The sequence below is a fragment of the bacterium Scap17 genome, assembly GCA_013376735.1.
In the GTDB taxonomy this organism is placed as follows: domain Bacteria; phylum Pseudomonadota; class Gammaproteobacteria; order Pseudomonadales; family Halomonadaceae; genus Cobetia.
In genome coordinates this window covers 1,401,058-1,426,263 of record VINJ01000001.1, presented here as the reverse complement: position 1 = coordinate 1,426,263, position 25,206 = coordinate 1,401,058, and the positions used below count along the sequence as shown (strand labels likewise).

General features: G+C 64.4%; 23 protein-coding genes and 1 tRNA gene. 9 read left to right on the top strand and 15 right to left on the bottom strand.

Going from position 1 to position 25,206, the window contains the following annotated elements:
- Window positions 1-61 precede the first annotated feature (61 nt).
- Window positions 62-481 (top strand): CBS domain-containing protein, encoded by a 420-nt coding sequence (locus FLM52_06220; protein NVN55390.1) that lies wholly within the window; start codon window positions 62-64, stop codon window positions 479-481.
- 614 nt (window positions 482-1,095) lie between these two features.
- The gene (locus tag FLM52_06215; GenBank protein NVN55389.1) at window positions 1,096-2,502 is read left to right on the top strand and encodes a D-serine ammonia-lyase; all 1,407 of its coding nucleotides are present in this window, start codon (window positions 1,096-1,098) and stop codon (window positions 2,500-2,502) included.
- Between the two features lie 4 nt (window positions 2,503-2,506).
- Here FLM52_06215 and FLM52_06210 read toward each other — a convergent pair whose 3' ends face one another.
- Both FLM52_06210 and glcC read right to left on the bottom strand, forming a co-directional pair.
- Window positions 2,507-3,091, bottom strand: coding sequence for a DedA family protein (locus tag FLM52_06210; protein ID NVN55388.1), 585 nt, complete (start codon window positions 3,089-3,091; stop codon window positions 2,507-2,509).
- Between the two features lie 109 nt (window positions 3,092-3,200).
- Window positions 3,201-4,016, bottom strand: coding sequence for a transcriptional regulator GlcC (gene glcC, locus FLM52_06205; GenBank protein NVN55387.1), 816 nt, complete (start codon window positions 4,014-4,016; stop codon window positions 3,201-3,203).
- Window positions 4,017-4,405: 389 nt separating this feature from the next.
- On the opposite strand from glcC, the gene glcD reads away from it, so the two are divergent.
- From glcD to FLM52_06185, 4 genes are all read left to right on the top strand, one after another.
- The gene (glcD, locus tag FLM52_06200) at window positions 4,406-5,905 is read left to right on the top strand and encodes a glycolate oxidase subunit GlcD (protein ID NVN55386.1); all 1,500 of its coding nucleotides are present in this window, start codon (window positions 4,406-4,408) and stop codon (window positions 5,903-5,905) included.
- A gap of 133 nt (window positions 5,906-6,038) precedes the next feature.
- Window positions 6,039-7,187 carry a glycolate oxidase subunit GlcE gene (gene glcE / locus FLM52_06195; GenBank protein ID NVN55385.1) on the top strand — a complete coding sequence of 383 codons (1,149 nt, stop codon included), beginning with the start codon at window positions 6,039-6,041 and terminating at the stop codon, window positions 7,185-7,187.
- Between the two features lie 28 nt (window positions 7,188-7,215).
- Window positions 7,216-8,598 (top strand): glycolate oxidase subunit GlcF, encoded by a 1,383-nt coding sequence (gene glcF, locus FLM52_06190; GenBank protein ID NVN55384.1) that lies wholly within the window; start codon window positions 7,216-7,218, stop codon window positions 8,596-8,598.
- A 78-nt stretch (window positions 8,599-8,676) separates the two neighbouring features.
- Window positions 8,677-9,084 (top strand): hypothetical protein, encoded by a 408-nt coding sequence (locus FLM52_06185; GenBank protein NVN55383.1) that lies wholly within the window; start codon window positions 8,677-8,679, stop codon window positions 9,082-9,084.
- Between the two features lie 124 nt (window positions 9,085-9,208).
- On the opposite strand, the gene FLM52_06180 is transcribed toward FLM52_06185, so the two are convergent.
- Window positions 9,209-10,114 (bottom strand): LysR family transcriptional regulator, encoded by a 906-nt coding sequence (locus FLM52_06180; GenBank protein NVN55382.1) that lies wholly within the window; start codon window positions 10,112-10,114, stop codon window positions 9,209-9,211.
- Between the two features lie 194 nt (window positions 10,115-10,308).
- Here FLM52_06180 and mgrA point away from each other — a divergent pair, with 194 nt between their 5' ends.
- A complete protein-coding gene (gene mgrA / locus FLM52_06175; protein NVN55381.1) occupies window positions 10,309-11,352 on the top strand; it encodes an L-glyceraldehyde 3-phosphate reductase in 1,044 nt (347 codons plus the stop codon).
- A 125-nt stretch (window positions 11,353-11,477) separates the two neighbouring features.
- Here the strand turns inward: mgrA and xylB are convergent, their stop codons facing one another.
- The 10 genes from xylB to FLM52_06125 form a co-directional block, all read right to left on the bottom strand.
- Window positions 11,478-12,995, bottom strand: coding sequence for a xylulokinase (xylB, locus tag FLM52_06170; GenBank protein NVN55380.1), 1,518 nt, complete (start codon window positions 12,993-12,995; stop codon window positions 11,478-11,480).
- Window positions 12,996-13,019: 24 nt separating this feature from the next.
- Complete coding sequence (locus FLM52_06165; protein NVN55379.1) at window positions 13,020-13,688, bottom strand: nucleoside/nucleotide kinase family protein; 669 nt, start codon at window positions 13,686-13,688, stop codon at window positions 13,020-13,022.
- A 93-nt stretch (window positions 13,689-13,781) separates the two neighbouring features.
- Window positions 13,782-14,624: an L-iditol 2-dehydrogenase gene (locus FLM52_06160; protein NVN55378.1), complete on the bottom strand. Its 843-nt coding sequence runs from the start codon at window positions 14,622-14,624 to the stop codon at window positions 13,782-13,784.
- Between the two features lie 43 nt (window positions 14,625-14,667).
- The gene (locus tag FLM52_06155) at window positions 14,668-15,366 is read right to left on the bottom strand and encodes an HAD family phosphatase (protein ID NVN55377.1); all 699 of its coding nucleotides are present in this window, start codon (window positions 15,364-15,366) and stop codon (window positions 14,668-14,670) included.
- A gap of 53 nt (window positions 15,367-15,419) precedes the next feature.
- Window positions 15,420-16,667, bottom strand: a complete 1,248-nt coding sequence (gene ugpC / locus FLM52_06150; protein NVN55376.1) for a sn-glycerol-3-phosphate ABC transporter ATP-binding protein UgpC — start codon at window positions 16,665-16,667, stop codon at window positions 15,420-15,422.
- A gap of 89 nt (window positions 16,668-16,756) precedes the next feature.
- A complete protein-coding gene (locus tag FLM52_06145) occupies window positions 16,757-17,641 on the bottom strand; it encodes a carbohydrate ABC transporter permease (GenBank protein NVN55375.1) in 885 nt (294 codons plus the stop codon).
- Between the two features lie 31 nt (window positions 17,642-17,672).
- Window positions 17,673-18,560, bottom strand: a complete 888-nt coding sequence (locus FLM52_06140) for a sugar ABC transporter permease (GenBank protein NVN55374.1) — start codon at window positions 18,558-18,560, stop codon at window positions 17,673-17,675.
- Between the two features lie 237 nt (window positions 18,561-18,797).
- Window positions 18,798-20,141 (bottom strand): sugar ABC transporter substrate-binding protein, encoded by a 1,344-nt coding sequence (locus FLM52_06135; protein ID NVN55373.1) that lies wholly within the window; start codon window positions 20,139-20,141, stop codon window positions 18,798-18,800.
- Between the two features lie 396 nt (window positions 20,142-20,537).
- Complete coding sequence (locus tag FLM52_06130) at window positions 20,538-21,494, bottom strand: sugar-binding transcriptional regulator (GenBank protein NVN55372.1); 957 nt, start codon at window positions 21,492-21,494, stop codon at window positions 20,538-20,540.
- A 181-nt stretch (window positions 21,495-21,675) separates the two neighbouring features.
- Complete coding sequence (locus FLM52_06125; protein NVN55371.1) at window positions 21,676-22,269, bottom strand: YIP1 family protein; 594 nt, start codon at window positions 22,267-22,269, stop codon at window positions 21,676-21,678.
- Between the two features lie 260 nt (window positions 22,270-22,529).
- Between FLM52_06125 and FLM52_06120 the strand changes: the two genes are divergently transcribed.
- Together FLM52_06120 and FLM52_06115 are read left to right on the top strand one after the other, a co-directional pair.
- Window positions 22,530-23,639, top strand: coding sequence for a TRAP transporter substrate-binding protein (locus FLM52_06120; protein ID NVN55370.1), 1,110 nt, complete (start codon window positions 22,530-22,532; stop codon window positions 23,637-23,639).
- 144 nt (window positions 23,640-23,783) lie between these two features.
- A complete protein-coding gene (locus FLM52_06115) occupies window positions 23,784-24,782 on the top strand; it encodes a TRAP transporter substrate-binding protein (GenBank protein ID NVN55369.1) in 999 nt (332 codons plus the stop codon).
- Here FLM52_06115 and FLM52_06110 read toward each other — a convergent pair.
- On the bottom strand, window positions 24,765-24,974 hold the full coding sequence (locus FLM52_06110; GenBank protein NVN55368.1) for a hypothetical protein: 210 nt from the start codon (window positions 24,972-24,974) through the stop codon (window positions 24,765-24,767). The two genes, FLM52_06115 and FLM52_06110, sit on opposite strands and share 18 nt — an antisense overlap.
- Before the next feature lie 52 nt (window positions 24,975-25,026).
- Window positions 25,027-25,100 (bottom strand) — tRNA-Gly (locus FLM52_06105).
- Window positions 25,101-25,206: the final 106 nt, after the last annotated feature.

The following is a 25,206-nucleotide window of genomic DNA, read 5'->3' as shown; positions in this document are numbered from 1 at the left end:
GGCATTCATCGCACGACTCCTCTGCGGGGAGTTGGAGAGCAGTGACGCAGGAGATCCGCCCATGAAAGCCACTCAGCTCAAGGTGCCCTCGACCATCCGCGACATCATGTCCCGCGACTGTTATCGCGTGAAGGCACGCACCAGCATTCTCGAACTCGCCCAGGGCCTGACCCACCACCGTCTGCCCGGTGTGCCGGTCGTGGATGATCTGGACCGTCTGATCGGCTTCATCTCCGAGCAGGACATCCTCGGCAAGCTGCTCGACAGTGCCTATCACTGCGGCCAGCATGCCCAGGTCGGCGATCTGATGCGTCACGAAGTCCTGAGCGTCGGCCCGAACGACAGCATCACGGACCTGGCGCAGCACATGAATGGGCAGCGTCCCAAGGTCTATCCGGTGGTCGAGCAGGGCCGCCTGATCGGCATGGTCACCCGCCGCGATGTCCTGAGTGCTCTGCTGGTGATGCAGAACGGCTGTTGAGACAGTTCACCCATCAAGAAACTGCCTGGAGCCAGACCTAACGCACAGAGCCCCCAGCGGTCATCGCCGCTGGGGGCTCTGTGCGTGATGGCTGAGAAAACCGTGTGCATCGAGAGCGCCTTCAGCATGCTTGCACCAGCAGGCCAACGCCTCGAAGATTACCCAATGGCTAATCCACCTCTGCCGCCAGCCTGACGCTCATCAATAGTCGAGCAGCAACCCGAGGCGGTGACAGTCGCTGGGAAGCGCTGTACCGCGCCCTGCCATCAAGACCTCTGGCCACAGTGAAAGTCGCTGAAAGTCTGGGAGAATCCGAAAGCCCTAGCGAACACCGGCAAAAGCCCACGTATTTCAGGCATAAAAAAATCCGCCAGGAAAACCGTGGCGGACCAAAGAACAGTTAAAGCCAGACATAACATCGCGATAACATCATGTCCTTGCCTACTATGACTGCACCTTTTGCATTTCTATCCCGACGGTTGCCAAAAAATCCGGTCTTTTTTGTCACTGACCTTTACGGAATGTGAAAGCTGGGCTACGTGCGTTGCCAGTGGAAGACGCGCTAACCTGTGACCTGACCTGATCGCAGGATCGAACCGCCACAAGGACACCGCATGTCTGCCACGCCCCATGACCTCCACACCCTGGCGCTGCGTCACTCGGAAATCGCCAGCCTGAGGAGCGGCGACGAATTCGCCTGGCTCAATCCCGGCCGAACAGAGACCGCCAGGGCGCTGCACTCCAGTGGCATGAGCGCACAGGAGATCGCGGACGCCGAAGCACGCCTTGCGCGCTTCGCGCCCTGGATTGCCGAAGCCTTCCCCGAGACCGCCGCCGCCTCGGGGCGCATCGAGTCACCGCTGGTGGCGGCCCCTGCCCTGCAACAGGCGCTGGGCGACAGGTTCGCGCGCGGCTCATCTCACGACGAATCCGTGCTTCCCGGCCGGCTGATGATCAAGTGTGACAACGCCCTGCCCATCTCGGGTTCCATCAAGGCGCGTGGCGGCATTCACGAGGTGCTCAAGCATGCCGAGCAGCTCGCCATCGATGCGGGACTGCTGCGTCCTGAAGACGACTATCGCGCCTTCCAGCGTGACGAGATACGCGAGCTGCTGGCCGGACACCAGGTCGTGGTGGGCTCCACCGGCAATCTGGGGCTCAGCATCGGCATCATGAGCGCGCGGCTCGGCTTTCATGTCACCGTGCACATGTCGGCGGATGCCAAGCAGTGGAAGAAGGACCTGCTGCGTTCGAAGGGGGCCGAGGTCGTGGAACACGGCGGCGACTATGGCAAGGCCGTCGCCGCTGGGCGCCAGGAAGCGCAGCAGCCCAACGCCCACTTCATCGATGACGAAAGCTCGCGGGACCTGTTCGTGGGTTATGCCACGGCGGCCAGCCGCCTCGCGGAACAGCTCTCGGCGCAGGGCATCCCGGTGGATGCCCGCCATCCGCTCTGCGTCTATCTGCCCTGCGGCGTCGGCGGCGGGCCGGGCGGCGTGGCCTGGGGCCTCAAGCTGGTCTTCGGTGACGCCGTGCACTGCTTCTTCGCCGAGCCGGTCAACTCCCCCTGCATGCTGCTGGGCATGTTGACCGGCGAACATGACGGCATCGCGGTCGAGGATATCGGGCTGGACAATCGCACCTGCGCCGATGGCCTGGCGGTGGGTCGCGCCTCAGCCTTCGTCGGGCGTGTGATGGCCCCCTTGCTCAGCGGCATCCATACCGTGCGTGATGAGCATCTGCTCGAACTGCTCGCGCTGGCATATGACAGTGAAGGACTCATGCTTGAGCCGTCCGCGCTGGCCGGCGTGCCCGGTATTCACCACGTACTGCGCAATGACGCGCCCGAGTGGCAAGCCTGGCGAACGGCTGTCGGCCTGGATGACCGGGAGGTCCAGGCCAATACCACCCATGTCGTCTGGGCTACCGGCGGCAGCATGGTGCCCGAGGCGGTCTGGCAGGCCGACTATCAGCGCGGCAAGGCGTTGCTCTTCCAGGCCAGCGCAAGCCGGCGAGAGTGAGCGATCAGGCGATGAAGGCCTGCCACAGCCAGACGCCGGTCAGCGCCAGCCCGATCACTCCCAGCGGACGCGAGTAGCGTTGCCAGAGCGCCAGCGCCTGATCCTCGACCAGTGCCACCAGGGCTGCCAGTCCGAAATAGCGCACCCCGCGCCCGACCAATGCCGCCAGCAGGAACAACGCGACCGGATAGCCGCTGGCACCGGCGACCAGCATGGCGCTCTGGAAGGGAATCGGCACGATGCCGATCAGCATGATGGCAAGGAAGCCATGCTCGCTGAAGCGCTGCTGGAAGGATTCGAAGGCCTGCTGCCCGCCGAAGAAGCCGATCAACCCATCACCCCACGCCGCCAGCGCGTAGGCACCCAGATAGAAGCCCAGCAATGCTGCGGTCAGGTTACCGGCGAGTGCCACCGCGGCCACGCGCCAGCGGCGCTCGGGATGGCGCAGCATCCACGGGATCAGAACGACCTCGATGGGAATCGGGATCAGCAGGGTTTCCAGCATCGAAGCGATGAACAGCCACAGCATGGCGTGGCGGGAGTGGTTGAGGCGGTCGAGCCAATCACTCGCGGAAGAGAGTTTCCACATGAAGGCAGCACGTTGTCCTGGGCGATGAGCTGACCACTTTGCCCTGAGTCCGCCCCGCTTGCCAGCCTGCTTGTCCGCCAGCGCACGCCTGAGCCAGAACCCTGACGCGCTACTCGAAGCCTTCCAGCCGCATGGCCGAGCGCACCAGCCGCTCGTCCTCCGCCTCCAGCTCGCGCAGGTTGTCGCGAATGCTGTGCAGGTGCTCCAGCGCCGCCTTCTCCGCCGCCTCCGGCTGCTGGTCCATCACCGCGCGGTAGATGGCCGTGTGCTGGGCATTGATCTGGCCGCGGGGAATCGGGCGATGGTAGAGATTGCGCAGCGAGGCGAACACCGAGCTGAGCAGCAGGTCATTGATGCCCTTGAGCGTATGCACCAGCACCGGATTGTGGGACGCCTCACAGATGGCGTGGTGGAAGGCGTGGTCGTGACGCGCCAGCTGCTGGGCATCCGGCAGCGCCACATCGCCCGGCGCTGAGGATTCGAAGTCGAGCGGATACTCGCGCACACAGGCCGCCATTGCCTCGTAATGACGCCGGATCAATACCCTGTCCGCCGGCGTACCGCGCAGGGCAGCCAGTCGCGCCGACTGCCCTTCCAGCAAGGCCCGCACTTCCAGCAGGTCATACAGGGTGCGCGGCTGATCCCGAAACAGGTGCATCAGCAGACTGATATCGCCGCTCGGCAACAGCGCCGCTACGCTCGATCCCTTGCCGTGTCGTGTCTCGATGATGCCCTTGCCACGCAACAGCCTGAGCCCCTCGCGCAGCGAGGCCCGCGAGATGCCCAGCCGCTCACATAGCCGGCGCTCCGAGGGGATCATCTGCCCGGGCTTGAGCACGCCGTCCAGAATCAATTGCTCCAGGCGCGCCGCGGCCTGATCCGCGGCGCGGGGGTCAGCTCCTGACTCGGCGATGGTTTGCAGCATCCTGCCCCTCCCCTTTTGCTCGACCTTCGTGTGCTCGTCTTGATCAACCCGCTCGTGGCAATTGATCAACCCGTTGGCAACGCCTGGCGATTCTCAACTGGTCAGACCTGTCAATCAGCGGGCGCAAAGGCGCCTGATGGCAGCGGGTGTGAGGCCAGTAAAGCGTGGTTTTCTTTGCACAAACACTAGACGAATGTCTGGTCAGACCACTGATATGAAGCATGGACAAGGCCAGGGAGGCAGGCCAGATTGTGTGCAGATCAGGTGCGGCGGAATCGACAGGCGACTCGCTCGAACCCCGCATCAGCTGACAGTAACGTCAGACAGCACCAGCAGACAGAAGCGAAAGACAACAGCCGCGCAGACCCCAACCTCCCGGGAGGCAGTGCATGAATATCCTCTATGACCCGACGCTGGATGGACCGCGGGTCCAGCACGACAAGGGCCAGGTGCTGGCGCATCTCACCACTCTGCTACCGGACCTGACGCTGCTGCACCGCGAGGAGGACCTGCAGCCCTTCGAATGTGATGGCCTGTCCGCCTATCGCGTCATGCCGATGCTGGTCGCCCTGCCGGAGCGGGTCGAGCAGGTCGCCGCCCTGCTGCGTGAATGTCATGCGCTGGGCGTGCCGGTGGTGACACGTGGCGCCGGCACCGGGCTGTCCGGCGGCGCCTTGCCGCTGGCGCAGGGCGTGCTGCTGGTGATGTCGCGCATGGCGCGGATTCTCGAGATCGACCCCGACGCCCGCACCGCGCGCCTGCAGCCCGGGGTGCGCAATCTCGCCATTTCCGAGGCCGCCGCGCCCTTCGGACTCTACTACGCACCGGACCCCTCCTCGCAGATCGCCTGCTCCATCGGCGGCAACGTGGCCGAGAATGCCGGTGGCGTGCACTGCCTCAAGTACGGCCTGACCGTTCACAACCTGCTCAAGCTCGAGATGCTGACCATCGAAGGCGAGGCGGTGACGATCGGCGCCGACAGCCTCGACTCGCCCGGCCTGGACATGCTGGCGCTGATGACCGGCTCCGAAGGCATGCTGGGGGTGGTCACGGAAGTCACGGTGCGCCTGCTGCCCAGGCCCGAGACCGCCAAGGTGCTGATGGCGAGCTTCGCCGATATCGACAAGGCCGGCCGCGCGGTGGGCGACATCATCGCCTGCGGCATCATCCCCGGCGGGCTCGAGATGATGGACAACCTGGCGATCCGCGCCGCCGAGGACTTCATCCACGCGGGCTATCCGGTCGATGCCGCCGCCATCCTGCTCTGCGAGCTGGACGGCGCCGAGGCCGATGTCGTCGATGACTGCGCACGGGTCCGTGAGGTGCTGGAGCGCGCCGGCGCCACCGAGATCCGTCAGGCACAGGACGAGGCCGAGCGCGCGCGCTTCTGGGCCGGGCGCAAGAATGCCTTCCCCGCCGTGGGCCGCATGTCGCCGGACTATTACTGCATGGATGGCACCATTCCGCGTCGCGAGCTGCCCGCCGTCCTGAACGGCATCGCGGAGCTCTCGCGCCAATCGGGGCTCGCGGTGGCCAATGTCTTCCATGCCGGTGACGGCAACATGCACCCGCTGATCCTGTTCGATGCCAACCAGCCCGGCGAGCTTGAGCTGGCCGAGGAGGTCGGCGGCAAGATTCTCGAACTGTGCGTGGCCGCCGGCGGCAGCATCACCGGCGAACATGGCGTGGGCCGCGAGAAGATCAATCAGATGTGCGCCCAGTTCAATCACGAGGAGATCAGCGTCTTCCATGCCGTGAAGGCCGCCTTCGACCCCACAGGCCTGCTCAACCCCGGCAAGAACATCCCGACGCTGGCGCGCTGCGCCGAATTCGGTGCCATGCATGTGCATGACAACCAGTTGCCGCACCCCGAACTGCCGCGCTTCTAGACAGCTGCGGCGGGACCTTTCGCTACCTGGCGTTCGCCACTTCTTCCCCACTTCATCGCCACTTTAATAGAGACATGCCATGCCAGAGCCAGATGATTCGCTCCAGGATCAGGTGCCGAGCCACGCCGAGTGCATGACACCTGCCACCAGCCAGCCCCCGCAGCAGCAGGATGCCAGCGAGGCACTTTGCGCGCAGGTTCGCGCCGCCCATGAGGCGAGGCGCCCGCTACGCATCGCAGGCAGTGGCAGCAAGACCTTTCTCGGCCGTGAAGTGGCCGCCGAGGAGGTACTCGACATGCGCGCGCATCATGGCATCACCCACTACGACCCGGTGGAGCTGATGGTCTCGGTGCGCGCCGGCACGCCGCTTGCGACGCTTGAGGCCGCACTCGCCGAGCAGGGTCAGCACCTGAGCTGCGAGCCGCCCCACTTCGGGCCTGCGGCGACCGTCGGCGGCACCCTCGCTTCGGGTCTCAGTGGCCCACGCCGCCCCTGGAGCGGCAGCCTGCGCGACCTGGTGCTGGGCACCCGCATCATCAGCGCCGACGGCAAGTCGCTGCGCTTCGGCGGTGAAGTGATGAAGAACGTGGCGGGCTACGACCTGTCACGCCTGATGTGCGGTGCCCAGGGCACGCTGGGCGTGATCAGTGAAGTCTCGCTCAAGGTGATGCCGCGCCCGGTGGCAAGCGAATCGCTGTGTCTGGAAATCAGCCTCGCCGAGGCACTGTCTCGCCTGAATGCGTGGGGGCGCACGCCGCTGCCGATCACCGCGACCAGCTGGCATGACGGCCGCCTCACCCTGCGCCTGGAAGGGGGCGAGCGCTCGGTCCAGGCCGGGTGCGAGCAGCTGGGCGGCGAGGCCCTGACGACGGATCAGGCGACGGCGCACTGGACTGAGCTGCGTGAGCACCGCCTGCCCTTCTTCAGCGCGCGCGCACCGCATCAGGCACTGTGGCGACTGTCGCTGCCGTTGGCGCTTGACCACCTCGAGTGGCAAGCCGCCGTCAGCGAACTGCTGGGCCCTCTGGGGGATGCCGACCTGCTGTGTGACTGGGCGGGCGCCCAGCGCTGGCTCGCAAGCGATGCCCCGGCCCAGCGCATCCGCGCGCTGGCCAGTCGGCTGGGCGGCCATGCCATCTGCTATACCCCGGGCACCGTCGCCGCCGAGGACAGCCCGCTGATGCCGCTGGCCGCCCCCAATGCCCGCTACCACCTTCAGCTCAAGCATCAGCTGGACCCCCACGGCATCCTCAATCCCGGTCGCCTGTATGCCGAGATGTGACTCACGCCACGACAGGAGACGCCCCTGAATGCAGACCCACTTCAATGACGCCGCGCTTGCCAGACCGCATATCCAGCGGGCCGACAAGGTCCTGCGCAGCTGCGTGCATTGCGGCTTCTGCAATGCCACCTGCCCTACCTACCAACTGCTGGGCGATGAGCGCGACGGCCCACGCGGGCGCATCTATCTGATCAAGCAGCTGCTGGAAAGCGATCCCGAAAGTCCCGACGAGGCAGTTCGCGAGCAGGCAACGCAGATCACCCGCGAGACCCAGCAGCACCTGGATCGCTGCCTGAGCTGTCGCAGCTGCGAGACCACCTGCCCGTCGGGCGTGCAGTATCACACCCTGCTCGATATCGGGCGTCAGGAACTGGAGCGCCGCGTCGGCCGTCCGTGGCGCGAGCGCCTGCTGCGCAGCGGCCTGCGCCATGCGCTGGTCGAACCCGCGCGCTTCAAGGCCCTGCTGGCACTTGGCGTGCGCTTTCGCCCCCTCGCGCCTGGCGCGCTGGCCGACAAGATACCGCTGACCCGCGAGCGCGACCGTCAAGCCAGGCACCCGACTGCCCCCGTCACCGCAACGTCTTCTGATCAGGCGCTTTCTCGCCAAGGGCTTTCTCGCCAAGGGCTTTCTCGGCAAGGGCTTTCTCGGCCAGTGCTTTCGCGTCAGATGCTGATGCTGGAGGGTTGTGTGCAACCGGGCCTGGCCCCCAACATCAATGCCGCCACTGCCCGCGTGCTGGCGCGCTTCGGCATCGGTGTCACACCCATACAGGAGGCCGGCTGCTGCGGTGCCATCGACTATCATCTCAACGCCCAGCAGGCCGGTCGCGCGCGCATGCGTGCCAACATCGATGCCTGGTGGCCGGCCATCGAGGCCGGCGCGGAAGCGATCGTGCAGACCGCCAGTGGTTGCGGGGCCTTCGTCAAGGAATATGGCGAGATGCTGGCCGATGACCCGGACTATGCTGAGCGCGCCGCACGCGTAAGCGCCCTGGCCCGCGATATCGTCGAAGTGCTCGGCGAGGAGATCGCGCGCGATGATCGACAGAATCTCGCGGCCGCGCCCGACCAACAGCCGCTGGCCTTCCATTGCCCCTGCACCCTGCAACATGCCCAGGGGCTGGGCGGCGAGGTGGAGAAGATCCTATCGCAACTGGGCTTCACGCTGACCCCTGTCATGGAGGGCCATCTGTGCTGCGGGTCCGCCGGCACCTACTCGATCACGCAACCGGAGTTGTCACGCCAGCTGCGAGACCGCAAGCTTGAGGCGCTGGAGGCCAACGGGCCGGCGCGCATCGCCACCGCCAACATCGGCTGTCAGACGCATCTCTCGAGCGCCGGACGCACGCCGATAAGTCACTGGATCGAGCTGGTGGATGACGCCCTGCCCGAGACGCTCCCGCAGGAATGAAGCGTCACTATCTGGTTCACTATCTGTTTCACTCTCTCTTTCACTGTCCTTTTCCCTCACCACTGCCAAGGAAGCCCGATGATCACTCGCCACGTATTGACCCTCGCTGACGTCAATCAGATGCTGGACGCCGCCCAGAAGGAAGCCGAGGCCAATGGCTGGGCCGTTTCCATCGCCGTTGCCGACGACGGCGGCCACCCGCTGGGCCTGCGTCGCCTCGACGACACCCCGGCGATGACCGGCTACTTCGCCCAGGAGAAGGCCAAGAGCGCCGCTCTGGGGCGCCGTGAGACCCAGCTGTTCGAGGACTCCATCAACGGCGGTCGCACCGCCTTCCTGTCAGCGCCGCAGCTTGAAAGCATGCTGGGCGGCGGGGTGCCGGTGATGGTCGAAGGCCAGATAGCCGGCAGCATCGGCGTGTCCGGCGTCAAACCGGAGCAGGACGCCCAGATCGCCAAGGCCGGGGTCGCCGCGCTGGGCCTCTGAGGCGCCGCCAGCCTGGATAAAGAGACCTCACCGGTCTCAATAAAAGGCGAATGAAAAGACCGCCGCGCCCCTCAGGGCACGGCGGTCTTTTTGCATATGCCCCTTTTGCTTCCGTGTCTTTCGATCACGCACTGCGAGGTGGCATGGCGGCTTCCACCGCCGCCATGAAGGCACGCAGTTTGCCCGACTGCGGCAGGCGCTGGGGATAGAGCATGTAGATGCTGTTGGGTTCGCCCTCCTCATGCGCCAGCAGACGCACCAGACGGCCCTCGGCCAATTCACGATCTACCAGATAATGGGCGACCCGGATGATGCCGGTATGACCCAGGGCCTGCTGCTTGAGCAGGCGATGATCATTGATGGCCAATCCCCCCGCGAGACTGACCTCTCCGCTGGCCAGCGGCCAGCCGGACTGCCCTGACCAGACATGGCAGCGATGATCGCCAAGCGCCGCGGCCGAGTGCGGCGTGCCATGCGCGGCAAGATACTCGGGTGAGGCGCAGCAGCAGTGGACATAATCGAGCAGGCGACGCGCGATCATGTTGTCCGGTGGCGTGCGCGTGGCACGAAATGCCACATCAAATGGCTCACGGGTCAGGTCATGGCTCTCGTAACTGACGTCCAGACGCAGCTCGACCGCCGGATGGCGGGCCTGAAAGGCATTGCAGACCTCGACCAGATAACGCTCGGCGAACAGTACCGGTGCCGTGATACGCAACACGCCGCTGTAGCCCTGGCGCTCCGACTCGCTCGTCTGCTCCAGGTCGTGTTCAAGCTCCCGCTCCAGTGCCAGCAGCTCGCCGTGTACCGACTGCATGCGCATTCGAATGCGCTCGCCCTCCTCGGTGAGACGGACCGCCCGCGTGGTGCGGATCAGCAAGGGCGCCCCGATGTCCTGCTCCAGCCGCCGCACCTGCTCGGAAAGATGAGCACGCGACACGCCCAGCGCCTTGGCCGCCCGGGTGAAGCTGAGGGCTTCCGCCACCTGAGCGAACAACATCAGTCGCTCCACCTGCTTGTGATGCCGCATCCTGCCTGCTCCTCATGCCAGCCATCCGGGATTTCAGTGAACGAGACTGCCACAGCATTGTACGCTCTGGCGAACAATCTATTCGTTCGCATGCGCTTATCAGACCTGCAGACGCGACCTAGACTGAAGGCGTCATTCGATGTCGCTTCATCTCTGTGTGACATCGACGCCTCCACTCGCGAAAGGACTCCGCCATGCGCTATACCCCGGCTGAAGATCGCTATGAACGCATGCACTACCAGCGCTGCGGCAAGAGCGGCCTCAAGCTGCCCCGCCTGTCACTGGGGCTCTGGCACAACTTCGGCAACGATGCTCAAGAAGGCCATGCCCATGAAGACAATGCTCGCGCCATCTGCCAGACCGCCTTCGATCTGGGCATCACCCACTTCGATCTGGCCAACAACTACGGGCCGCCACCGGGCAGCGCCGAGGAAATGTTCGGGCGCATGCTCAAGCGCGACTTCGCCGGCTATCGCGATGAGATGGTGATCTCCACCAAGGCGGGCTATCACATGTGGCCTGGCCCCTACGGCGAATGGGGCAGCCGAAAGTACCTGCTCTCGAGCCTGGACCAGAGCCTCAAGCGCATGGATCTCGATTATGTCGACATCTTCTATTCGCACCGCTTCGATCCGGACACGCCGCTGGAAGAGACGATGGGGGCGCTTGACAGCGCCGTACGTTCCGGCAAGGCACTCTATGCGGGCATTTCCTCCTACAATGCCCAGCGCACCCGCGAAGCCGCCGCCATTCTGCGCGAGCTGGGCACGCCGTGCATCATCCATCAGCCCAGCTATTCGATGATCAATCGCTGGATCGAGGAAGACGGCCTGCTCGACACCCTCGATGACGAGGGCATCGGTTCCATCGTGTTCTCGCCGCTGGCCCAAGGCGTGCTGACCGACAAGTATCTGGGTGGCGTGCCACAGGATAGCCGCCTGGCACGCGGCGGAGCGATCAAGGAAGACCACCTCACCGAGGACAATCTGGAGCGGGTGCGCGCCCTCAACGCCATCGCCGAGCGCCGTGGCCAATCGCTGGCCCAGATGGCCCTCGCTTGGGCGCTGCGCGGCAACCGTGTCACCACCGCACTGATCGGTGCCAGCCGCCCGGAACAGGTCAGCGATTGCGTCAAGGCGCTGGATCATCTCGACTTCACCCAGGCCGAGCTCGACGAGATCGACCGCTACGCCGTCGATGGCGGCGTCAATCTATGGGCGCGTTCGTCCAATGCCTGAGCCCGTACCTGAGCCGCGACTGATGCAGTCAAGCGCGTGAATCACATCGCCCCCGTCGAGTGAGACTCGGCGGGGGCGATGTGTTTTGACGTGACGCGCTGATGTATCGAGCTCTGACAACGTGCTCAGCCACCGGCGGCAATGCCGTGCTCGGCTTCCAGCAGCGCGCGGTAATCGGCGTAGCCCTTGCGGTAGGCGGCCACGCCTTCTGCCTGGGGCTGGGCGAGTGTCGCATGATCCAGCGCGACCAGCCGCTCACACAATTGCTCAAGCGTCTCGCTGGGGCGACCCTGCCCTTCATCGCCTGACTGGCCCAGACACCAACCTGCCTGAATGGCGGCGCCTAATGCTGCGGCCTCGGTCACCTGCGGGCAGACCACCTCGAGGCCGAGAATGTCGGCCAGCATCTGACGCCACAGCGGACTTCTGGCGCCACCGCCCACCAGACGGATCTGACGCGCCTCACTACCGAGCGACCCCATGCACTCGAGTGCGTAGCGCAGGCCGTAGCTTGCGCCTTCCATGGTCGCGCGACACAGGTTGGCCGGGGTGGCATTGCGGCTATCCAGCCCATGGAAACTGGCCTGGGCACGCGGCAGCATCGGCACGCGTTCGCCATTGAAGAACGGCAGCACCTGCACACCCTCGGCTCCGCGCGGGGCGCTTGCCACCCGGGTGGAAAAGGTGGCGATGTCGAAGCCGAACATCTCGCGTACGCGGGTGGTGGCCGAGGTCACATTCATGGTGCATACCAGCGGCAGCCAGCCGCCATCGCTGGCACTGAAGGCCGCCACCTGAGGATCACAGCCGGCCGGATAGTCCGCCGACCATGCACATACCGTGCCGGAGGTGCCCATGCTCAGCGTCACCCGCCCCGGCGCGATATTGCCGGTACCGATGGCGCTCATCATGTTGTCGCCGCCGCCACTGGAGACGATGACGTCGTCACGCAGTCCGAAGCGCGCGGCGATCTCGGGACGAATGCGCCCGGCAGGCTGATGGGATTCGATCAATCGGGGCAGCACGCGCCGGGCGTCAAGTCCCGGGGCGATCTGCGCGAAGACCTCCTGATGCCAGCAGCGCCGCCGCGTATCGAAATAGCCGGTGCCCGAGGCATCGCCGTATTCAGCGACGCGCTCGCCGGTCAGCCAGAAGTTGAGATAGTCATGCGGCAGCAGGATGCTGGCGATGCGCTGATAGCGCTCGGGATGCCGCTCTCGCAACCAGGCAAGCTTGGAGGCGGTGTAGCCGGTCTGCAGCACCAGGCCAAGCGCCTGGAGACAGCCTGTCTCGCCTCCCAGCGCCTCGATCAGGGCGGCGTTATGCTCGCTGGTCTCGGTATCGCACCACAGCTTGGCCGGATGCAGCGGCGCGCCCGCCTCATCCAGTACCACCATGCCATGCTGCTGGCCCGACACCCCGATCGCCGCGATGCGCTGCGGGTCCAGCCGCGAGGTGGCCAGTGCATCATCGAAGGCGCCCTCAAGCGCCGCCACCCAGTCCTGCGGGTCCTGCTCGCGGCGCCCGTTGGCGCCTTCCTGCAGCGCATGACTGCGCTGGCCCTGGGCCACGATGCTCCCGCAGGCCGGATCGACGATCACCACCTTGGTACTCTGGGTCCCGCAGTCAACGCCTACCCACATGAGGCTCTCCCTGCCATCCGTCATTCAGCTGTCATCCCCGTCGCGGCCGATGGGAGCATTCGCGAGGCGCCAACGCCAATCGGCGTTGAGCGAGTCCTGCTTGATCAGGTGCGCGTTGAGCATGTCCTTGTGATGGGTGCGCTCGTGGGCACCGCGCGCGTCCTGGCCCATCTCGCGCCAGCGGTGCAGCAGGCGCGGCACCAGCACCTCATCCTCGATATCCAGGAAGATGCTGATGTCGAACAGGCCGAGCAATGCATCCCAGGGCGCGTGGCGCAGCAGCAGATAATTGCCCTCGACCAGCACGATGCGATGGTGATTCTCGACCACGCGGCCACCGGCACGTGCCAGGTCCAGCGGGCGATCGAAGACCGGCACGGCGACCGGGCCATCATTGGCGCGCACCCTGACGAGATCATGATAGAGCCCGCGCGCATCGAAGGTTTCCGGGGCACCCTTGACGTATAGCAGCCCCAGCGGCGCCAGCACGGCGTTGTCGTAGTGATAGCCATCCATCGGCACCACCACGGCGATGCCGGGTTCCAGCGCATTGAGGGTCTCGCACAGGGATTCCGACAGGGTCGACTTGCCCGCTGCGGGAGGACCGGCGAGAGCCACGACGGTACGTGTGCGCTGACTGGAGGCGTGTTCCGCCAGCACACGGCTGGCCATGTCACCCAGCGAGGGCGACATGTGGGCCAGACGAGAATCGGGTAAAGATGTCACGTGACTACCTCATTCATGGATGCACACCGCTTGCTGCAGGATGGAAGGCGTTCTTCATCCTTAGCTCATCCAGTTGCCACCGTCGACATTGAGTGTCTGGGCGACGACGAAATCGCTGTCTTCACAGGCCAGAAATACCGCGGCGCCGATGTGGTCGTCAGGCCTGCCCATGCGTCCATAGGGTACCGCCTCGCCAACCAGGCGTTTCTTCTCGCCCAGCGGGCGCTGTTCGTAGTGAGCGAACAGCGCATCGACCTGGTCCCACATCGGCGTGTCCACCACGCCCGGCGCGATGCCATTGACATTGATGCCGTGGCGGATGAGATCAAGCCCGCAGGACTGGGTCAGGCTGATCACGGCAGCCTTGGAGGCACAATAGGCGCTGACCAGCGCCTCGCCGCGTCGTCCGGCCTGGGAGGCCATGTTGATGATCTTGCCACCCTGCCCGCGCTCGACCATGGTTCTGGCCACCGCCTGCAGAGTGAAGAACAGGCCCTCGACATTGACCGCCAGCTGGTGGCGCAGCATGCCCTCGCTGACCTCCAGCACCGGCGCCATGGCAAAGACGGCCGCATTGTTGACCAGAATGTCGATCGGCCCCAACTGTGCCTGCACGCATTCCAGCATGCTCTGACGCGAGACGCTGGAGGTCACATCCAGCGTCACCGCCAGCACGCGTGCCTGAGGCCCGGCCTGCTCGCGCAGTCGCTTCGCGGCACGCTCGGCGGCCTCGCCATTGATGTCCGCCAGCGCCACATAGGCGCCTTCGGCGACGTAGCGGGTAGCGATGGCCAGGCCGATGCCGCCTGCAGCGCCGGTGACCACCGCCACCTTGCCGGCGAGCCGGGCACTGCGTGGCGAGGTCAGCGCTTCACTGCCAGCGGCCCTGGATAGCGTCTGCATGTTGTTACCCCTTGCCGGTGCTCATGTGATGATCATGTGATGCTCAAGTGGCGCTCAGGTCGCTGGCCTGACCGATACGCAGCTGACGGATCAGCACACTGACTTCGTGGATGCTCGCACGGCTCTGCCAGGCACCCGCCTCCTGCTGGCGCTGGGCGTGACCCGGCGGAATATGCCCGGCACCGGTGAAGCCGATCACGCGCAGACCGGCCGCGACCGCCGCGCTGACGCCAGCGAGGCTATCCTCGACCACCACGCACTCATGGGCATCGCGCCCCAGCTGACGCAGCGCCAGCTGATAGACATCCGGCGCGGGCTTGGGTCGCGCGACCTGCTCGGCCGTGAACAGCGGCACCGACCCCAGCCAGCGGTCCAGACCGGTGGCGGCCAGCGAGGCGCGCACCCGCCGCTCGGCACTGTTGGAGACGATCGCCACGGCCACGCCATCGGCCAACAGCCCCTCCAGCAGGTCCGCCATGCCGGTGATGGGCGCAAGCTCCTTCGCCAGACGCGACTCGATGGCGTGGTCGATGCGCTCCATCGCCTGCGGCGGCAGAGTGTGAGCGCTCATGGCCTCCAGGTGCCCCAGGATGGCCTCGGTGGTCATGCCCAGCGCCGCGCGCAGCTCGGCCTCGGTGTCGAGGTCCGGCAGCCACTCGCCCAGCTGGCGACTCAGCTCCTCCTCGGCCAGTACCTCACTGTCCACCAGTACGCCATCACAATCGAAGATCACCTGCTGCAAGGGGGTACTCATCTCGTCCTCCTCTCTGGCCGTCAGCTTTCCTGCTGTCCGGTTCATGCGCGAGCTTCCTGTGCGGCACTGGCGCTGGACAGCGAATTGTCCTGACGGGTCAGGCTGGTCAGCGGGTGGCGGTTGAGATTCTGCAGCGCCAGCCCTTCGCGGGTGAAGAGGTGCGCCCGCTCGGTATCGAAGCCGTAACGGATGCTGTCACCCACGCGGCTGTTGACGTCGCCATCCGCCATCAGGATCCAGCCGCTGTCGGACTGCTCGTCGGACTTGAGGCCACCGATCGGGGTATCGCCGGAACCATCCGGAGTCGCCAGGTAAAGCGAGGTCACCCCGCCCAGCCGCTCGATGACCTGTACCTGGCCGCTGAACGGGCCCTGCCCGTCGAGCATCAGGTGCTCGGGGCGCACGCCCAGCGTCAGGGTGTCACCGACGCTGACCGAGACACCATCCTCGGTCTGGCTCGCCACCGGAATCAGGCGCTCGCTGCCATCCGGCAGGCGCACCGTGACGCCTTCGCCCGCCACGCCAGTGACGGTGATATCGAGGAAGTTCATCTTCGGTGAGCCGATGAAGCCGGCCACGAAGCGGTTGCGCGGATGATGGTAGAGCTCCATCGGCGAGCCGACCTGCTCGACCACGCCGCCCTGCAGCACGACGATCTTGTCGGCCATGGTCATGGCCTCGACCTGGTCGTGGGTCACGTAGATCATGGTCGCCTTGAGTTCGGCATGCAGGCGCGCCAGCTCGATGCGCATCTGCACCCGCAGCGCGGCGTCCAGGTTGGAGAGCGGCTCATCGAACAAAAAGATGCTCGGGTTGCGCACGATGGCGCGGCCGATGGCGACACGCTGACGCTGGCCACCGGAGAGCGCCTTGGGCTTGCGGTCCAGCAGCGGCCCGAGCTGCAGCACCTCGGCTGCGGCGTTGACCTTCTCGGCGCGCTCTTCCTTGGAGACGCCGGCGAGCTTGAGGCTGAAGCCCATGTTCTCGCCCACCGTCATGTGCGGGTAGAGCGCGTAGCTCTGGAATACCATCGCCAGGCCGCGCTCGGCCGGGCCGATGTCGTTCATGCGCTGGCCATCGATCAGGATGTCACCGGAGGTCGCGTTCTCGAGCCCGGCGATCATGCGCATCAGGGTGGACTTGCCGCAACCGGACGGGCCGACGAAGACCACGAATTCCTGGTCTTTCACTTCCAGATCGACTCCCTTGATGACCTGGGTGGTGGTCGCGCTGGCGCCGCTGCCGGAGGTGAATTCCTTGACGATGTTCTTGAGCGTGAGTGTGGACATGGGAAGTTTCCTTATCCGCACCTGCCCGTGGGCAGGTGATGGCAAATTTGGGTGGCATGGCATGCGTGCAACATGCGTATGGCGAACCGTTACTTGACGGCACCGAAGGTCAGGCCGCGTACCATCTGCTTCTGGGTCATCCAGCCGAAGATCAGGATCGGCGCGATGGCAAGCGTCGAAGCCGCGGACAGCTTGGCCCAGAACAGTCCTTCAGGACTGGAGAAGGAGGCGATGTAGGCGGTCAACGGCGCGGCGTTGGAGGTGGTCAGGTTCAGGCTCCAGAACGCCTCGTTCCAGCTCAGGATCACGCACAGCAGCCCGGTGGAGGCGATGCCCGGCAGGGTCAGCGGCAACAGCAGGTGGAAGATCTCCTGCAGGGTGCTGGCACCATCCATGCGACCGGCTTCGAGAATGTCCTTGGGAATGTCCTTGAAGAAGGTGTAGAGCATCCAGACCACGATCGGCAGGTTCATCAGCATGTAGATGATGATCAGGCCGGTACGGCTATCCAGCAGCCCCAGATCGCGGAAGATCAGGTAGACCGGCAGCAGCACGCCCACGGACGGCAGCATCTTGGTGGAGAGCATCCACAGCAGCGTGCCCTGGGTGCGCTTGGTGGGCAGGAAGGCCATCGAGTAGGCGGACGGAATCGCGATCAGCAGCGCCAGCAGCGTCGCGCCGAGTGAGATCACCACACTGTTCATGGCGTACTTGAAGTAGTCCGCGCGTGCCTGGATCTCGATATAGCCCTCGACGCTGGGCGTGAAGAACAGGCTCGGCGGCGTGGCGATCGCCTCGGCCTCGGTCTTGAAGCTGGTGAGGATCATCCAGAAGATCGGGAAGAACATCACCAGCGCGATGGTCCAGGCCACCAGGGTCAGGACAAGCTTCTTGTTGATCACGCTGCGGCGCGCGCGACTGGCACTGACGGCAGCGCTGGCGGCGGCCACGGAATTGGAAGTTGAAGTCGACATCATTGAGTCTCCCTGTGCTGAGCGCTTGTCATCAGTTCTCGAGATTCTTGGCGACGGTACGCACCAGGAAGAAGGCCACGATATTGGCCAGGATGATGGCGATCACGCCACCGGCGGAGGCACCACCCACATCGAAGTCCAGCAGCGCGCGGATGTAGATCAGGTAGGCCAGGTTGGTCGAGGCCAGCCCCGGTCCACCGGAGGTGGTGACGAAGATCTCGGCGAAGATGGTCAGCAGGAAGATCATCTCGATCATCACCACCACGCTGATGGCACGCTTGAGGTGCGGCAGGGTGATGTAGAAGAAGATCGCGATCGGCCCTGCCCCGTCCATGCGTGCGGCTTCGACCTGGTCGTCATCCAGCGACTGGATGGCGGTCAGCAGGATCAGCACCGCGAACGGCAGCCACTGCCAGGTGACGATGATCACGATGGAGGTCAGCGGCAGGCTGGCGAACCAGTCGATGGCCGGCAGACCGAACAGCCCGGCGACCCAGGCCAGAATGCCGTTGACCGGGTGCATCATCATGTTCTTCCACACCAGGGCGCTCACGGTGGGCATGATGAAGAACGGCGCGATCACGAACAGGCGCGCGACGCCACGCCCGAAGAATTCCTGCTGCAGCAATACCGCCAGCAGGGTGCCGCCGACCACGGTGGCGACCAGCACCCAGCCCACCAGCAGCAGGGTGTTGCCCATGGCGGTCCACAGGGACGGGTCGGTCAGCAGGAAGTAATAGTTGTCGACGCCGGCAAAGCCCGACACCGACGGCATCATCAGGTTGTAACGCTGGAAGGAGAACCACAGGGTCATGACCAGTGGTACCAGCATCCACATCAACAACAGGCTTACGGCTGGGGCTTGCAGCGACAGGGTTCGCAATCCCCCGACGGTGCGTCCGGATGCTCTCGTGCGCATGGTGAGTCCTTCGATACGGTGAGGAAGTCCGTTGTTGCGGTGCGCCCTTCAGGCAGAGGCTGTCCGTGCCACGCCACGAGGACGTTGCAGGAATCTCGAAAGAAAGGGAGCGCCGCTGGAGTCGGACGGGGTCCCGCCATGCCTGGTGTCAATTCAACCTGAAGCTCCAGGCAAGGCGGGAGGCCATGAGGTCGTGAGGCGGGACCAGCAGGTCAGCCCCACGACCGCTCGATCAGATCAGTAACCCGACTGGCGCATGGTGCGCTCGGTGGAACGCTGGGCCGAGGACAGGGCCTGGTCGACCGACATCTGGCCCGCGAGTGCCGCGGCGATCATCTGACCCACCTGGGTACCGATGGACTGGAATTCCGGAATGGTCACCATCTGCACGCCGACATAGGGCACCGGCTCGAGCGTCGGATCGGTCGGGTCGGCACTGGTGATGGCGTCCATCACGAAGCCGGCGAAGGGTGCGGCGTCCTTGTAGGACGGGTTCTCGTAGGTGGAGACACGGGTGCCCGGCGGGATGCTGGCCCAGCCTTCACGCTCGCCGACCAGGTTCACGTATTCCTGGGAGGTGGCCCAGGTGATGAAGGTCTGGGCGGCATCCTTGGACTTGGAGGATTCCGGAATCGCCAGCGCCCAGGACCACAGCCAATGCGAGCCTTTCTCCGTCTTGGCGATCGGTGCCGGCGCGAAGCCCAGCTTGTCGGCCACGGAAGATTCCTTCGGGTTGTAGAGCTTGCCGGCCGCCGAGGTAGCGTCGACCCACATGCCGCACTTGCCGCTGGAGAACAGTGCCAGGTTCTCGTTGAAGCCGTTGGAGGTCGCGCCCGGCGGGCCGTACTTGCCCATCATGTCGACGTAGAAGTTGATGGCCTCGCTCCAGGCCGGGGAATCCAGCTGCGGTTCCCACTCCTCGTTGAACCAGCGACCGCCGAAGCTGTTGACCATGGTGCCCAGCACCGCCATGTTCTCGCCCCAGCCCGGCTTGCCGCGCAGGCAGATGCCGTAGACGCCTTCATCCGCGGAGTTGAGCTTGGCGGCCCAGTCGTTGACCTGGCTCCAGGTCGGCTGCTCCGGCATCTCGATACCGGCCTGCTCGAAGAGGTCCTTACGGTAATAGAGCATGGAGCTTTCGCCATAGAACGGCAGCGCGTAGAGGCCCTTCTTCTCGCCTTCGGTCACGCTCAGACCATCCCGCACCGGCTTGATCAGGTCATCGACCTGATAGTCTTCCGGCAGGTTGTCGAGCTTGGTCAGCCAGCCATGCTTGGCCCAGATGGGCACTTCATAGGTGCCGATGGTCATGACATCGAACTGGCCCCCCTGGGTCGCCACATCGGTGGTCAGACGCTGACGCAGCACGTTCTCTTCCAGTATCACCCAGTCGAGGGTGATGTCCGGATGCGCCTTCTCGAATTCGCTGGTCAGGCTCTGCATGACCACCATGTCGGCGTTGTTGACGGTCGCGACGGTGATGGTCTCGGCGCTGACCTGGGCGCTGAGCGGCGCCAGGGCAGCGACACTGGCGAGCGAGAGCAGATGACGGCGGGACTTGGTGATGTGAGGTAGGCGCATAAGGGCACTCCATCGGGGCGTTATTGGCATTGTTCTTTTCGAGGGCAAAAGCGCCTTGGGCACCGTTGCCTTCCCATCAACCGGCTTGGTGAACGGATGTCCTGGCGGGACATCGCGACGCATACACGATCGATCAAAACGTCATTCAGTGAACAAATGATCGGATCAGACCTGTGAAAAAGCAAACCCTGAAGCGCTATACCTTGGGCTATACAACCTTGGGATCTGATCCTTTGGGTGTAGGCCACAAGGCGGCATGGCCACTGGGGTGGTGCTGAAATTAGTCTGAGCAAATATCAGCGTTTAATAAAATGACATCCGCCAGGAAGGTCACGCCAAGGCGCCATCATCGAGAAGAACAAAGGTGGGCGATTTTCAGACCCAGGCCGCCACCGCTCACTCCTTGAGGGCCGCGCAGACACGCTGGGCGGCCACCTCATCGATGATCAGCCCTTGCAGCCAACCACCGCGCAACGCACTCAGAATGGCCGGCACCTTGTCGTGCCCACCCGCCAGCCCGATCAGCGGCTGCGCCTTGAGCGAGGTCAGCGGCACACTGGTGATGCGCTGCGCCAGCGGACAATCGATCAGCCGGCCATGGGTGTCCAGCGGCCACCCCATCAACTCCCCCACTGCACCGACTTCCATCAGCTCATCGCGTTCCGCGGCGCTGATGAACTGATCCTGGAACAGCGTCGCCTGGGCATCGAGACGCCCGATACCGATCATGCCCACATCGGCCTCACAGGCGACCTTGAATACCGCCTTGACCAGATTCTGACTCAGCAGCGACTCCTTCTCCTCGATGCTGGCCGCCACCACGGGCGCGGGCAGCAGAAAGCGATCAGCGCCGATCTTGTCAGCCAGCAGCATCACGCCGTCATAGCGGTTGGAAGAGCCATCCAACGCCACATTGCCGACCAGTGACACGATGCGATGCTGGGGGCGCTCGCTGCGACTCAGCGCTTCCACCGCCGCACGTACCGCACGCCCGGTGCTCAGCGAAATGGTCTGCGGCTGCTGACGACCGAGATAGAACGCCAAGCGTTCGGCACCCGCCACCGCCAGATATTCCGCGATGCTTTCCGGTGACTGGGTGTCAGAGGGCACCACATCGCAGAAGCTCAGCCCGAAGTGCTCCACCAGCGTATCCGACAGCGCCATGCTGCTGGCCACGGGGTGATCGATGGAGATCTTGACCAGCCGCTCCTGGCGCGCCAACGACAGCAGGCGCTGCACGCCGGGGCGCGACACCCCCAGCTGAACCGCGATGTCGTCCTGGGTCCGTCCACCGACATATGACAACCATGCAGCCCGCGCAGCCTGCTCCAGTCGCTGTTCAAACTTGTCCATGCGCTTTCTTCCACACTGTCGATTGAGTCCAACACTTTCCACGCCGCCGCCACCGAGCACAAGTGCCACGCGCCAACCCGCGCACGAAACGACAACGCCCCGCCGATGAAGGCGAGGCGTTGCAGAGACGCTTTTCTCGCGCCTATGGCATCAGCTGACTGACATCAGTGTGCCCAGAGGACTACATGAACCAGCGTGCGCCATACCCCCACAGCAGCACGGTGACCGCCAGCAGACCCTCGAGGACCAGCACCCCGATCCCCAGTGTCGACCCGGTGACAAGGAAGCCTTCCTTGTTGGAGATGTCGAGCAGTGGCGGGATGCCCAGATACAGCAGGTATGCGCTGTAACACAGGCCAATGGTCCCCGCGAGGATACACACCCAAATGACGGGATAGAGCGCGACCAGCCCCGCGAGGAACATCGGCGTGGCGACATAGCCCGCGAAGATGATGCAACGCCGGCGACTGGGGTGCCCCGAGAAACGCTTCGAGAGCATGTGAATGACAGTGCCCATGAAGCCGATCGCTGTCAGTATGGCGATATAGAACGCGATACCGGCGAAGAAGGCATCCAGTGGCTCCAGAAGAATGGCGTGGCCTTCCGTCAGGCTCCAGCCGAACTGCGTGGTCCCGATATAGGCGCAGATGACAGGCACCAGCGCCATGAGCAGCACATGATGTGCGTAGAGGTGGGTGATGGATTCGTGTTCCTTGCGGATGGTCTGCCATTCCCGTTGCGGATGCGCCATCAAGCCCCATACGTGGGTCAGCATGTGGTCTACCTCCCGTTGACAGTCGTCGACAATCCGGCCATGCGGTCCCGGCGCGGATGCGTGTCAGGGCAGTTGCACAGCCTTGTTCTGAGCGTAGACCACATTGCGCCAACTGGCAGTTCAACGCCCGTTACCCCTTCCGAATCGTGCCGGCGCAGGCATGGAACAGGCCATACTGGGAAGCGTTGACGGAGACAGCGACATCATCCTGCACCTTTGAGGGATACTTGATTTCACCTCCTATGGATGGATGACGACGAATGCCAATCGGACAGAGTAGCGGCATGCAGGCAGTGCTTGTCATGCAGGGAGTGCTCGACATGAAGAAAATGTTCGGTATGAAGAGAATGCTCGGCATCAAGAGAGAGCTCGGCATCAAGAGAGCGCTCGGCGTGGCCCTGGCGCTGGGGCTTTCCGTCCCGGGCACGCCCGCCCAGGCGGAGCCTGTCGAGCTGACCATGAGCCGCGAATACGGCCCCCAGACCATGATGGGCCAGCGCGCCCAGCAGTTCGTCGATCAGGTGGCAGCGCTCAGCGGGGGCGAGCTCGAGATCACCTTCGGAGAAGGCCCGCTGGGTCGGCTGCGCTCGGTGAATCATCTCGAGGCCATCAGCGCTGACATCATCCAGCTGGCCGACTCCCACAGCGGCGCGCTGGCCGCCGAGATGCCGCTGTTCGGCCTCAGCTCGCTGCCGACACTGGTCGATGACCCGCATCAGGCGCGCGAACTCTACCGTCTGGCGCGCCCCCACTATGAAGCGCAGCTGAAAGAGCATGACCAGCTTCTGCTCTACGCCCTGCCCTGGCCGCCCAGCGGGCTGTGGTCGCGCAAGCCGATCGCCACACGTGATGACCTCCGAGGCGTGCCAGTAAGGGCCTACGACCGCAATACCCAGCGCGTGCTGCTCAACCTCGGCGCCATCGCCACCGTGCTCGGCTGGGAGCCGATGCAGCAGCAACTGGCCGAAGGCCGTATCGAGGCGGTGATGACCTCGGCCCTGGGCGGCCTGACGGCGGAGCTCAACCGCACGCTGGATCACTACACCGCGCTGCAATACGCCATGCCGCTCAATATCGTTCACATGAGCCGGTCACGCTTCGAAGCGCTCGACGACACCCAGCGCGAGGCCCTTCTCGCTGCCGCGACCGAAATTGAAGACACCAGCTGGAACGCCATCGCCAGCGTCCTGGAACAGACCTATGCCCAGCTGGAAGAGGCCGGCGTGACGGTCAGCAATCCGCTCTCGCCCAAACTCAAGCGCTCACTGGCACGCGCCAGTGTCAGCGTGATCGAGAGCTGGCGCAGCAAGGTCGCCCCCGAGGAAAGCGAACTGCTGGACCGCTATCTCGCACAACGCGATACCCTCTGAGCCAGGCGCTCCCACGCCACCATCCTTGACCATGACGGCCACCTTCGATGGAAGTGCTGAAAGTCCGTGGAGACACGATTCATCTGAGCATAAACGCAGACATGCACTACCCTAGCGGCCAAAGATAAAAAGAAAGGATTCCCCATGACGTCCTCCTCACGTAATGCCGCCCTGTTATCCGCTTGGTTGGCAGCGGTAGGCCTGATCGGCGCACTCAGTGCGCAGGCTCAGACGACCCTCAGCATGAGCAGCGATTACAAGCCCGACACGATGATGGGCCAACGCGCTGCCGAATTCAGCCAGCAGGTCGCCAGCCAGTCCGGAGGCGACCTGACGCTGACGCTTCGCTCGGACATTCGCTCTGCCAGTCACCTGCAGGCCACTGCCGGCGGTGTCATCGACATCGCCGCGACACTCAGTGGCGCGCTCGCTGAGGAAGCCCCCTTCTTCGGCATCTCGTCGCTGCCGGCGATCGCCTACGACCTCGATGAAGCTCACCGCCTTTACGTGGTCGCGAAGCCACGCTACGAGGAACTGCTCGCCGAATACAACCAGATCCTGCTGTATGCCCTGCCGTGGACGCCCAGCGGCCTGTGGTCGAAAGTGCCCATCGCTGACGGTGATGACCTGAAGGACATGCCGATCCGCACCTACGACCGCAACACGCAGCGTGTGCTGCTCAATCTGGGCGCGGCACCTCAGGTCATGAGCTGGGGAGAGCTCAAGCCCCTGCTGCACGGTGGCAGCATCCACGGCGCGCTGACCTCCGCGATGGGCGGCGTCAGTGCGGAGCTCTACCGCTACATGCCTCACTTCACCACGCTCAACTACGCGATGCCGCTCAATATCATCCACATGAATCGCGATAGCTTCGACGACCTGACAGAGGCCCAGCAGCAGGCGTTGATCGATGCCGCGCATGCCGCTGAGTCTGCCGGCTGGACAGCCACCCACAGCGTGCTGGACCAGGCCTACGCCACCCTGCAGGAGAACGGCGCGAAGCTGATCACCCCGGCCCCACCTGAGTTGCAGGATGCCCTCGAGGAGGCCAGCCAGCATGTGGTGGAAAGCTGGAAGCAGAAGGTCACCAGTGAAGATCGCGAATTGCTGAGCAGGTACCTCGAATCACGCCCTGAGCGCTGAGCCCGAAAACGCCTGATGATCGTCAGGCTCCAGACACGACAAGGCCATCAGCACCAGTGACGGCGCCGCCCCGCCCGCCACCGTCGAGACCGAGCGGCGTCGGCCGTGGCGCAGGCCATGATCCATGCACAGCAACGCAAACGGTCTGGGAAAGTTGATCAAGAACGAATTCCATGCGCATGCATGCCGCATGGAATCCTAGACACAAAAAAGCCTCCCATTCGGGAGGCTTTTTTGAAGAATCTGGAGCGGGTGAAGGGAATCGAACCCTCGTCTTAAGCTTGGGAAGCTTCTGCTCTACCATTGAGCTACACCCGCAGGGCGGTGCATTGCGCACGCCAGAACTGCATTGTACTCAACGACTTAGCGCGGTCAAGCAACATCTGATGGAGCGGTTGCCGCAGGCGGCGTCGTGCTGACGATG

Bases quoted from the DNA above. Each gene is read 5' to 3' on its own strand.
- FLM52_06220 (NVN55390.1), top strand. From the start codon at position 62: ATGAAAGCCACTCAGCTCAAGGTGCCCTCGACCATCCGCGACATCATG.
- FLM52_06215 (NVN55389.1), top strand. From the start codon at position 1,096: ATGTCTGCCACGCCCCATGACCTCCACACCCTGGCGCTGCGTCACTCG.
- FLM52_06210 (NVN55388.1), bottom strand. From the start codon at position 3,091: ATGTGGAAACTCTCTTCCGCGAGTGATTGGCTCGACCGCCTCAACCAC.
- glcC (NVN55387.1), bottom strand. From the start codon at position 4,016: ATGCTGCAAACCATCGCCGAGTCAGGAGCTGACCCCCGCGCCGCGGAT.
- glcD (NVN55386.1), top strand. From the start codon at position 4,406: ATGAATATCCTCTATGACCCGACGCTGGATGGACCGCGGGTCCAGCAC.
- glcE (NVN55385.1), top strand. From the start codon at position 6,039: ATGACACCTGCCACCAGCCAGCCCCCGCAGCAGCAGGATGCCAGCGAG.
- glcF (NVN55384.1), top strand. From the start codon at position 7,216: ATGCAGACCCACTTCAATGACGCCGCGCTTGCCAGACCGCATATCCAG.
- FLM52_06185 (NVN55383.1), top strand. From the start codon at position 8,677: ATGATCACTCGCCACGTATTGACCCTCGCTGACGTCAATCAGATGCTG.
- FLM52_06180 (NVN55382.1), bottom strand. From the start codon at position 10,114: ATGCGGCATCACAAGCAGGTGGAGCGACTGATGTTGTTCGCTCAGGTG.
- mgrA (NVN55381.1), top strand. From the start codon at position 10,309: ATGCGCTATACCCCGGCTGAAGATCGCTATGAACGCATGCACTACCAG.
- xylB (NVN55380.1), bottom strand. From the start codon at position 12,995: ATGTGGGTAGGCGTTGACTGCGGGACCCAGAGTACCAAGGTGGTGATC.
- FLM52_06165 (NVN55379.1), bottom strand. From the start codon at position 13,688: ATGTCGCCCTCGCTGGGTGACATGGCCAGCCGTGTGCTGGCGGAACAC.
- FLM52_06160 (NVN55378.1), bottom strand. From the start codon at position 14,624: ATGCAGACGCTATCCAGGGCCGCTGGCAGTGAAGCGCTGACCTCGCCA.
- ugpC (NVN55376.1), bottom strand. From the start codon at position 16,667: ATGTCCACACTCACGCTCAAGAACATCGTCAAGGAATTCACCTCCGGC.
- FLM52_06145 (NVN55375.1), bottom strand. From the start codon at position 17,641: ATGTCGACTTCAACTTCCAATTCCGTGGCCGCCGCCAGCGCTGCCGTC.
- FLM52_06140 (NVN55374.1), bottom strand. From the start codon at position 18,560: ATGCGCACGAGAGCATCCGGACGCACCGTCGGGGGATTGCGAACCCTG.
- FLM52_06135 (NVN55373.1), bottom strand. From the start codon at position 20,141: ATGCGCCTACCTCACATCACCAAGTCCCGCCGTCATCTGCTCTCGCTC.
- FLM52_06130 (NVN55372.1), bottom strand. From the start codon at position 21,494: ATGGACAAGTTTGAACAGCGACTGGAGCAGGCTGCGCGGGCTGCATGG.
- FLM52_06125 (NVN55371.1), bottom strand. From the start codon at position 22,269: ATGCTGACCCACGTATGGGGCTTGATGGCGCATCCGCAACGGGAATGG.
- FLM52_06120 (NVN55370.1), top strand. From the start codon at position 22,530: ATGCCAATCGGACAGAGTAGCGGCATGCAGGCAGTGCTTGTCATGCAG.
- FLM52_06115 (NVN55369.1), top strand. From the start codon at position 23,784: ATGACGTCCTCCTCACGTAATGCCGCCCTGTTATCCGCTTGGTTGGCA.
- FLM52_06110 (NVN55368.1), bottom strand. From the start codon at position 24,974: ATGCGGCATGCATGCGCATGGAATTCGTTCTTGATCAACTTTCCCAGA.